Origin of the sequence: Cupriavidus sp. UME77, assembly GCF_014170355.1 — a bacterium.
GTDB classification, from domain to species: domain Bacteria; phylum Pseudomonadota; class Gammaproteobacteria; order Burkholderiales; family Burkholderiaceae; genus Cupriavidus; species Cupriavidus basilensis.
The window spans coordinates 1-9,490 of sequence record NZ_LZZU01000093.1 but is presented as its reverse complement, the minus strand read 5'-3'; the positions used below and the strand labels follow the sequence as shown (position 1 = coordinate 9,490).

The window sequence follows — 9,490 nt, the reverse complement described above, 5'->3', positions numbered from 1 at the left end:
ATCGGCTTAGCCAGCAGCGCCGTCTGCCCGCCGTTGGCAAAGTCGGCCAGCCAGCGATAGACGCTGCGCACATTGACACCAAAGGCCGCAGCCACGCTTTCTACCGTCTGGCCTTCGCGAATAGCCTTCACTGCCTGCTGCCGCATTACCTGCAAGGCTTGATGCTCGATCGACCGAGCATCCGAGTTTCGTTTGCATTTCATGAAAGCATTGTCTCACATGACAATACTTTCTAAAAGGTTAGTAAGCTCACTTTAGTGGATGGTGGCTCAATCAAGGGCAACGAGCTGAAATTGTCGCACTTGGTTCGCGTGGAAGCCCGAGATGGTGTTCCAAACCCAGACGCGCTATTTGCGGAAATGAGGTCTTGGCTGCTAAAGCAGCTTACAGATGGGCTGATCGAGCCATGAGCGTTTCTCGGCGAAAACCTGTGGCTGGTCTTATGGCGACGCTGCTGTTTGGGCTCTTCGTAGTGGCCGCAGCGGGGTTCGCCGGGTACTGGCTGTCCAGTCGGGTCCCGTTGTTATTGCTTCAGAGCGCTCTGAAGTACGCGACGGGCTTAGTTGGATTGGTATGGTTCTTCTCCCTCTACGTCTATAACAAGCTCACCGATCTCACCGAGACGACCGGCCTGGACCACCGCCAGCACCTGGACATCGAGCTGGAAGTCCGGGTGCGGTTACACTGGTTTTGGTGGCGCGCCGCTGTACTTTTGGCTTGCGGTGTTGTAATGAACATGCCCGCCATAGCAACCGAGGCAAAGGTCTCGGTCGGCACCTGGTTTTACGTGGGAGGGTTCTCAGCCCTTGCGCTAGCCGGTTTCATGCTGCGACGTGTTTGGGCCGAGCTAGAAGACATTCGCCAGTTCCGCTCCTACGTTAAGCGCCTCGACCGCGAAAACACTGAGCGGGCGGCCCAAGCGACCGCGCTTTCCGCAGCTAAGCCAACGACTTGGGAAGCTGACCCCGCGTTAGACGGCTTTCGCAGTGAACCGCCAAAAAAGAGAAGCTCGAAGCCGCGTGTGAAGGCAGCTCGCTCGACTACAACCACCGCAGTTGGTCGGAAGACGGCAACCAAGAAGGCAGCGATTGGAAAGCCGAAAGGCGAGTAAGCGACGCCTTCGAACATCGCGCCGAGCTGGCAAAAGCTGCCTTAGTACCAGACCATTCACTTACTCATGGCTGCTTGAGATATGCCCCAAACCCATGCCAGCATGTGAAGGGTCACTTTCAAAGCATCACTTCCCCATCAAGGCCCCTGCGAGACATGCGGCCATGCCCTCCTCTTTGCGAATGACCTCTGCGGAGTCAACCTCCGCTGACCGACAAACAGCCCCACTGCACCAATGAGTGGTAGCCCCCGAAACCTGGATAGAATAGGACCTTTCGGACGGCCCGTTGCGAGGTACGGTATGCCACGGGGGCTCACAAATCTGTGAGCTACGTTGTCCTGCCCTGAAGAAAAGGCAATCAGGGTGAGAATTTCTAGCTAGGGGAGAGCCTAATGATTATTGGTATCTTTAACAACAAGGGCGGGGTTGGGAAGACGACTTACCTATATCACGTTGCGCACGAAGTGGCGAGCAGAGGGAAGAAGGTACTGCTAGTCGATGCCGACCCGCAATGTAACTTGACTGCATACTGTTTGCGTGACAGCGCTGTTGAGGAGGCATGGGCACCCGGCGTTGGTACTAGCTTGTTCATCAACATCCAGCCGCTTCATGAAAGCATGGGGGACGTACTTGATGGCGCCCCGGTGCAGTTCAACCCCAAATATCCGAACCTATTTCTTGTCCCGGGTGATCCCAATCTGAGCGACTTCGAGGACACTCTCGGTGATACATGGAACCGCGCACGTGGCGGTTCCATTTCGGACCTGCGAAAGCAGACAGGTATTTTTCGGTATATCAAGACGGCTGCGAAGAAGGTAGGCGCCGAGATCACTTTCCTCGATTTGGGGCCAAATCTCGGGCCGCTGAATCGAACTGCCCTTACCTCATGCGACTACTTCTTGGTACCTGTTTCTCCGGACCTGTTCTCTATACGTGGCACCCAAAACTTGGGCCGAAAACTGGTCGGATGGCGAGCGGAGTGGAATGTGATCCGAAATGCGGGCACTAATTCGGGCATTGAGATGCCACATGGAGCGCCAAAGTTCGTAGGGTACGTGCGGCAGCAGCACAATACTCGTAACAACGAGGACGGTATGACTCAGGGTTGGCGGATCTTTGGTTCTCGCGTCGCTGACGCAATCGGTGCCAACATCGTCGGCCCTCTTGGCCCCTTGGGTCAGGTGATATCCTGGCAGGACGGCGGCTTCGATCTTGGTAGCATCCCGAATCTCCATAGTCTTGTACCGTATTCGCAGGAAGCACGTAAGCCGATCTTCGATTGCACAGGGGCTGACGGTCTGCGTGGTGCTCATCTTGCAAAGGCGACTGAGTCTCGAGACCTGTTCGATCATATGACCAGAGCGATTCTGGGTCTTGAGGAATGGCACCTCGCTCAGTCGCTACGATCTTAAATTTGGGGTAGATACGGTAATCACCAGCGCTGGGGCGCGGTCAGCGGCGACGCACCAATCCGTGAATCTAGGCTGCAAAGGGAGAGAGATTGAATCCGAGTGCGCGGAGGACTTTCACGAAGGTTGCAAAGCTAAGGTCGCCGCCGTCGCTCAGCGAGGCACGAAGGTCGTCCTCCGCAAGCCCGGCATCGCTGGCAACCTGAGACACACCCCGAGCACGCGCCACGGTCCAAAGCGCCTGCTGAATGTGGCGCGGGTCGCCCTCCTCGAACGCGATTGCCAGATAGTGCTGGATGGTTTCCTCGTTCGTCAGCACCTCGGTAGTGTCAAATTCCTTCAGGTCGCCGATTTTCACTTCTGTCTCCGGGGTTAAATGCGAAGTGTGGCGCATCGCTGCAAGCACGATGTTGCGTCACGACTAGCATCGCTGGAAGCACGATATGCTGCCTTGCAGAGGGCTATCCACATTGAATTGCGCAGAAAATTGATGCTTATTGTCCACCTTGCCGGTTGAGCTATCGTGCTTCCAGCGATGGCTGTCGTGCTTGAAGCGATGGCGCTACTAGCGCAGCGACTTAGCACCATTTAGCAGCCAGCTCGCGCAGGGACTTACCCACACAAATCGGCCACGGCCTTCGCCACAAACTAGGGCTCGCAGTCAGCACTAACCGTGACGCGAGAGCTTTGCTCCTTAAACCCGAGAAGCACCTTGCCCCCGATGGTCGATTGTTCAGCGCTGAACAATCAGCGGGCACAGGGTGAATGACTGCGGGATTGCCACGGTCAGCAATTGGTAGCGGCCTGTCTTGCGGATAGCCGGCAGTACTTCGGCCGCACCCCATTTCTTGCATGCCTTTGCCTCCGGCTTGCGGCTGCGCGCAATCAGACTGTACAGGCCGGATTCATTGATGATCGTGGCGTCGGAGCCGATCCCTAAGCTGAGCTTAGGCTTCTCATCATCGTCCAGCGTGCCAATGACGACGCTCGGATTGCTCAACCCCAGCGTTTTGCAAATGTCCGCCGCTGCAAACCACGGCTCGCCGTCCACGCCCACCGGGATGCAGCGCTAGGATGCACAGAAGCAAATGGGCCAGCCGTGGCTGACCCATCTACTGCAACTACTTCCAACAACCGGAGCTACCCGCTTAGCGAGTTGCCAACTTGAGGCCACCGTACCCTACGAAGCTGAGAATATCAAGACCGGCGGAAAGTAACGCTTCGAGCGGAACGCATATTTCAACTTGATGCCCTGCTCCATCAGCTCACGGATTTGCTATCGCCCGATAGGGTTGGAACAGAACTTAACAACCGAGCAGCGGCCGCTCCCGCAGAAGGGCGCATCGCTTCAGTGCCCCCTTTGCAATGGGTCTTGATCGCATTTCGCGGTGTAGCCAAGCAACTCGCCACAAACTACGGCTCGCCGTCATCACAAAGGCGCGAGGGAAACGCTCACCCCTTCGGCGGGCGGCGCGCCCTCGTTTGTAGAGAATGACGTGGCCGCACATTGCAAGGCGGCATCTGCCGTCACAATTCATGACTGCAGCCGAGCACTTTGAAGAATGGGTGCCGTCCATCCGCAAAACAGGTCGCTACCAATTGCCGACCGTGGCAATGCCGCAGTCATTCGCCCTGGTCCCTGCGCCCGCCGATTGTTCAGCGCTGAACAATCAGCCATCGGCAGCAAGGTGCCTCTGGGGTTTCAGGAGCAAAGCTCTCGCGTCATGGGTGGTGGCGAATGATTTGCGGTGGCACTGGGACATTCCCATACCGACCAAGTCATCCGCCAGCATCGCAAGTCTGCGCCGACCTGCCCCTCGAAGCAGGGGGGGCAGGTCCGGCACATCAAGATCATCCCGGAGCGCGACGTGTACCACCTCGTGACGCAGCTTCAAGCTGCCGGCCGCCGAGCAATTCGTGGGGTGGATAGTGGCTGAAGTTTTGCCTGCCATTCGGAAGGCCGGGAGCTATCAAGTACCGTTAGGGCTGGCCCTATGATGCTAGGCCACCGGTGGCTATCATTGCCAAGCGCCGATCCCTGAGATCCTGATCCACGGCCTTGTCATTTGCCAGCGTGACCTGCATTGGCCCCTTGCTGTTCATCGGTATAGGGATGACGGCCTGGGCAGTCGGCGGGACCGATGGCGCAGTCGGCACGCAGATCGATGGCACACTGATGCTAGGTGCGGCGGCCGGCGCAGTGACAGCGGCTATCGACGGCAGGGTCGCAGAGGCCGGCGATGCCGCAGCCGACACGGCGGAGGCAACCACCTGGGCGGGCTTGGCGGCCGACACTACCAATCCAGCGGTGGCCGGCTTTGCGGGCCTCTTTTCTTCGCCCGGCGCGTAGCCTGCGGCGATGACCACCGACTGTTGCTCGGGCGTCATTTTCTTGTACTCACCGAACAACTTGTCTCGATCCGCGATGCCGTTCAGCCCACCATTGATCTTCTTGGTGGCCGCGCGCACGTCGCCAGCCTTGCCGGCATCAGCGAGGCCCTTCCTGCTCTGCCAGTACCACGCCGCAATCCTCGCGGCATTGGCTGGATCGGCGGCCAGCCCTGGGTTATTCACGAGATCAAGGTTCGTCGCCTGGGCTGCTGCCGTATAGTTGTCGCGGCCGGTGAGCTGTATCACACCGCGTCCCTTAAACGCGAGCGCATCCCCGGCTTGGGTGTTGCCTAGGTTCTTCTTGCCCCAGTCGCCGCCGTACATGGCCTCGGCCGTTGCGCCTTCGCCCTTGCCCAGAATGGCCTTGGCTTGCTCTTCGGTCGTGATGCCAGCCCGCTGGCCGTACATTTTGAGAAACTGTGCCGGCTTGTACTTGAGGTTTTCCTCCAGCGAGCGAAAGCCGCCGCTCTCGTGGTCCATCTGCGCCATGAACATGGCACGCTCGTTGGGGTCCGCAATGGTAGCCGCTTGCCGCATAACTGCCGCCTTTACGACCTTCGATCCATCGCCAAACATGCCCCTCACAGCATCGCCGGCCACTCGGCCGATGGGCTCCACCATCTTGGTGGCACGTTGCTTTCCGTAGTCCGCCGCAGCCTTGGCACCGTCCTTGATGGCAGCGAGAACGGGCGCGGCCTTCTCCTTCGCCGCGTCAACTACCGGCGCGATTTTCTCCCTTGCCTTGGCCGTGATCGCGTCGATATCGATCCCGAATTTGTCCTTCAGAAAGGCTTTCGCGCCAGCAACGATTGAGCCCCATGCTGCGCCCGCTGATTTGGTGATTTCATCCCACTTGGTCGTGGCCGTGCCCCATTTGTCTTGAAACCAGCCAACGGCCACATCCCAGCGGGCGGACATGTCTTTTCCAACTGCGCCCCAGTCCGCAGTCGAAAGCCACCCGCCAACCAACTCGCCAACCTTGTCGCCAATGATGCCGCCAACAATAGCTCCGGCCGGTCCCAGGAACATGCCAACACCACCGCCGATCAGTGCGCCAATACCGCTACCCGCCCCAGTGAACTTGTCCTTGCGGTTCTCCTCCGCGCTCCTATTTGGATCGTCACTGCCGAAGATGCTCGCCAGGGCGGAGCTGCCTGCGAACAAGGCTCCCAGGAGGGGGAGGCGCTTCATCAGTCCACCAGCGCCCTTCATCAGTCCGCCCAGCAAGCCTCCGCCCTTGCTGAGCAAGCCGCCCAGCATCCCGCCGCCTGACGACCGGGGCGCGCCGTCCGATTTCTTCTCAATGTCCTTGAGCGTGCGAAGCTCCGCGAGGTCGGCATCGCGGTCTTCACGGCGGCCCAGCCGAATCTCCTGCCAAATGCGCTGATACCAAGGGGTCGCCTTGCCAGCGCCAAGGCCCTTCATGGCGAGCTTGCCCATCGAGCCGGCGACCTTGAGCGGGCCGGCCGTAAGCTGGCTCATCTCCTTTGCCGCCTCCACGGCGGGGTCAACCTTTTCCATGTCGCCAGCCGATCCGGAGAATTTGGACTTGAAGTGGGAGAGCTGCCCGGTGCCGGCGTCGTCTGTTCCGCCGTGACCTGCGCTGCCATCGCCACGTCCAAAGCGGCCACGGCTGTCGCGCGGTTGATCGATGCCATCTACACCTGGGTTCGCGCGGGAGGCCTCCGCGCGTCGCTCCTCCGCCCTTTGCGCGGCCTGGGCGCGTGTGAGTGAATTCACGGCCGTGGCGACGACACTTAACTCGGATGTTGCCTGCGACGAAGCGGACGAAAATCGGCCGCGCGCATCTCGCTGCCGTGCGGGTGCCACCGAAGGAAACGCACCGCGCGGGTCTGCACTAGTTGTAATGCGCGCACGCATGCCCGCGGCCACGCTCGACGCTACCGAGTCGGCAAAGCGGGTATTGCGCTGGCTGCCCGCTGCGTTCGGGCTACCAATCTTCTGACGCCGCAGCAGGTCGGCTCTGATGTTGCCCTTGACAAGCGCCAGGATTGCGCTGGTGTCCGAATGTACGCCCTCAATGCTGGCGGCAAACTCGCCTATGTCCGCTGCGGAATCGGGGATCAGGAACCCCTTGGAGTCGGATTTCAATGTGCTCATGACTAGTCAAACAGGATAGTGAATGTTGGGGCGCAGGCAAATAAGCCGGATCGACGTGTCCACACTCGCGCACGCACAGGCGCGCTAGGCGTAAGTAAAGTCAGGCGGGGGATCACCGTTCGTACTTCGGTCGCGGTTTCGCTGCGCCCAGCAGCAGGCGCTCCAGCGTGCGACCGCCGCACTCGCCCGCCCGACGCTCGGCTACCAGCATCGCGGCCAACTCGGGGGCGATCCATACGGAAAGCCGATTGAATCCATCGGCTCGCATCTTGCGCTTATGCCTTGCCAGTCGCTCAGCATTCTTTGACACCACCAAACCCCCCACACTGTTGAGCTTGCGGGCGCTGCTTTGCGCGCTTTCCATCGTCGGCAGTTAAGACGTGATTCGAGAGTTCCGCCAGACCCAGCGGCGTAACCAGCGCCTGAAATACGTATCGCTGATAGCCGATGGTCTTACGGCGTGTTGCAAGCCATCCGCGCTCAATCACGGCATCGCACGCGGCCCACGCGTTGGTTTCCGGGTGCGTGGATATCCAGCCGCGTGCGCTAAGCCATGCGAAGAGCTCGCCTTGTCTCACTGAAAGGCATTGCGCGGCGGCCCGGATGCTCATGCTGCCAAGTGGGAGTGTTACGTCCCACCCCGGAGCGCGACGAGCCTGAGCCGCATGTCGTTGTTTGTTCTCGGCGCTGCGACGTTTCCGCCAGGGGGCGCGGCTGAATCTCATGAGCGTCCCCATCACGCGTTTTCCGAATCAACGGTTTCGCCCAACAGTTCACTGCGCACCGTTTCCTGACTGTAGCGCTCGGCCAGATATGGAATTACCGGCATCCGGCCCGCGCGCATTTCACCAAGGTAATGGTCAATGCTCTGGAATTGCTTCGCCTTACGGCGCGCCGGCTCAGCAGCTTGTACTACGCACCCCACGGCGGCCAGGAGTGGCGCACCGCCTGGGAAGTCGTCGAATCCACGTTCGCGCAGCCGGTCCATGGCATCCTCCAGGCGTAGGGCAGAGCCGCCAATGCGATCAAGCTCCTCGCGGCCTAGGTGCTCTTGCTCGGAGAAATGGATTAGCGCCGTCGCAAACGCTTCCGATACGGCGCCGATGACTGCCTCTGTCTTGCGCAGCAGCGCGTGCTGGCGAGAAACCTTGGCGTCGAAATCCATGTGCGGGCTCAGCCCAAGCAGGAAATCGGTCGATACCGCATAGACGCGGGATGCTTGTGCCAGGAACTTCCAGTCCTTCGGGGTCTTGCGCTCGCCAGCCTCGATCAGGCTGAGCTGCGTGCTGTTCGCGTAGCCAAAACGCTCGGCGGCCTCCACGGCCGTCATACCGCTCATTACGCGCGCGACGATCAGGTTGTAGCGTAGCGCTTCCAATTCTTCCGGCAAAGTCTTCTTGCGGACGAACCGGGTCAGCGCCTGCTTTACGTGCTGCTCGCGCTGCGCGTTGGACGGCCCCGCACGCCGACGAGAAGGCTCCGCGATGAGCATTTCCTCGCCGTGGGCGGTGTCATGGGCAAATTCCAGTCCCGCACCTTTGCTCGGGAGCGGCCGGCGTCCACGGTGCTTCTGCGGGGATGTGGCGTGCACGTGTGCTGTCATCATGCGGGCTCCTTTCTGGTCATGGCTTCAATTGCGGCCGTCAAGCGATTAATTGATTCTGAAAGAGCGCTCAGTGGCTCAAGTGCCGGCCGGATTTCCGCAGGAAGCGAAATCTTGTTCCAGCCATGTCTGTAGCTGCGCCGATGGATTGCGCCGGCCGTTACACCATAGTGCGCGGCCAGCTCGCGAGCCGTCGAACCGGCCTCGTATGCGAGACGGATAGCGGCCCAGGCTTCTTTGGGGAGTCGGATTCCCACGGGTCAGGCCCCAGCGTTGGCGTTCTGCTCTTTACCCAGGAGGGTCTCGTCATATTCCGGGCCACTCTTGATAAACGCGATCAGCTGCCGTTCGCGCGCGCGAATATGTTCGAGGTCGCGACGCCATGCATCGCGGTCATCATTCGTCGGCTTGATGCCAATGACTTCGATATCGGAATCGGTGATGCCCGCAGCCTGGTAACGCTCGCGGGTGGCCTTTTGCTCGCGGGCGAAGCCGGAGATGCGAGCCTGCAATGCCTCCGCGCGGTCGCCTAGGGCAGAAAGCTCGGCAAAAGAGGTGCTCAGGATCGGTTGTACCTCAGTCCGCCGCGCGTCACATTTGGCCTCATACGCGCGCTTACTAACCTTTTAGAAAGTATTGTCATGTGAGACAATGCTTTCATGAAATGCAAACGAAACTCGGATGCTCGGTCGATCGAGCATCAAGCCTTGCAGGTAATGCGGCAGCAGGCAGTGAAGGCTATTCGCGAAGGCCAGACGGTAGAAAGCGTGGCTGCGGCCTTTGGTGTCAATGTGCGCAGCGTCTATCGCTGGCTGGCCGACTTTGCCAACGGCGGGCAGACGGCGCTGCTGGCTA

The 9,490-nt window shown here is 59.9% G+C and carries 11 protein-coding genes; 3 read left to right on the top strand and 8 right to left on the bottom strand.

Going from position 1 to position 9,490, the window contains the following annotated elements:
• Nucleotides 1-203: helix-turn-helix domain-containing protein (locus A9975_RS35880; protein ID WP_183036882.1), on the bottom strand; the 203-nt coding region annotated here is incomplete at its 3' end.
• Between the two features lie 239 nt (nt 204-442).
• On the opposite strand from A9975_RS35880, the gene A9975_RS35875 reads away from it, so the two are divergent.
• The gene (locus A9975_RS35875) at nt 443-1,111 is read left to right on the top strand and encodes a hypothetical protein (protein ID WP_183036881.1); all 669 of its coding nucleotides are present in this window, start codon (nt 443-445) and stop codon (nt 1,109-1,111) included.
• Between the two features lie 392 nt (nt 1,112-1,503).
• Nucleotides 1,504-2,523, top strand: a complete 1,020-nt coding sequence (locus A9975_RS35870; protein WP_183036880.1) for a ParA family protein — start codon at nt 1,504-1,506, stop codon at nt 2,521-2,523.
• Nucleotides 2,524-2,590: 67 nt separating this feature from the next.
• On the opposite strand, the gene A9975_RS35865 is transcribed toward A9975_RS35870, so the two are convergent.
• The 7 genes from A9975_RS35865 to A9975_RS35835 all read right to left on the bottom strand — a co-directional run bounded on the left by A9975_RS35865 (nt 2,591) and on the right by A9975_RS35835 (nt 9,147).
• On the bottom strand, nt 2,591-2,878 hold the full coding sequence (locus A9975_RS35865; protein ID WP_370565979.1) for an addiction module antidote protein: 288 nt from the start codon (nt 2,876-2,878) through the stop codon (nt 2,591-2,593).
• Nucleotides 2,879-3,253: 375 nt separating this feature from the next.
• Entirely contained in the window at nt 3,254-3,571 is a 318-nt protein-coding gene (locus A9975_RS35860; protein ID WP_220811009.1) for a BRO family protein, read from the bottom strand.
• Between the two features lie 941 nt (nt 3,572-4,512).
• Nucleotides 4,513-7,032: a glycoside hydrolase family 19 protein gene (locus A9975_RS35855; RefSeq protein ID WP_183036879.1), complete on the bottom strand. Its 2,520-nt coding sequence runs from the start codon at nt 7,030-7,032 to the stop codon at nt 4,513-4,515.
• 112 nt (nt 7,033-7,144) lie between these two features.
• On the bottom strand, nt 7,145-7,396 hold the full coding sequence (locus A9975_RS35850; RefSeq protein ID WP_220811008.1) for a hypothetical protein: 252 nt from the start codon (nt 7,394-7,396) through the stop codon (nt 7,145-7,147).
• Nucleotides 7,326-7,643, bottom strand: a complete 318-nt coding sequence (locus A9975_RS38685; RefSeq protein WP_370565980.1) for a phage antirepressor KilAC domain-containing protein — start codon at nt 7,641-7,643, stop codon at nt 7,326-7,328. Before A9975_RS38685 ends, A9975_RS35850 begins: the two co-directional genes overlap by 71 nt.
• Nucleotides 7,644-7,768: 125 nt before the next feature.
• Complete coding sequence (locus tag A9975_RS35840; RefSeq protein ID WP_183036876.1) at nt 7,769-8,638, bottom strand: XRE family transcriptional regulator; 870 nt, start codon at nt 8,636-8,638, stop codon at nt 7,769-7,771.
• Between the two features lie 257 nt (nt 8,639-8,895).
• Nucleotides 8,896-9,147 carry a hypothetical protein gene (locus A9975_RS35835; protein WP_183036875.1) on the bottom strand — a complete coding sequence of 84 codons (252 nt, stop codon included), beginning with the start codon at nt 9,145-9,147 and terminating at the stop codon, nt 8,896-8,898.
• 147 nt (nt 9,148-9,294) lie between these two features.
• Here A9975_RS35835 and A9975_RS35830 point away from each other — a divergent pair.
• Nucleotides 9,295-9,490 (top strand): helix-turn-helix domain-containing protein (locus A9975_RS35830; protein WP_183036874.1); only part of this gene is annotated, 196 nt, incomplete at its 3' end.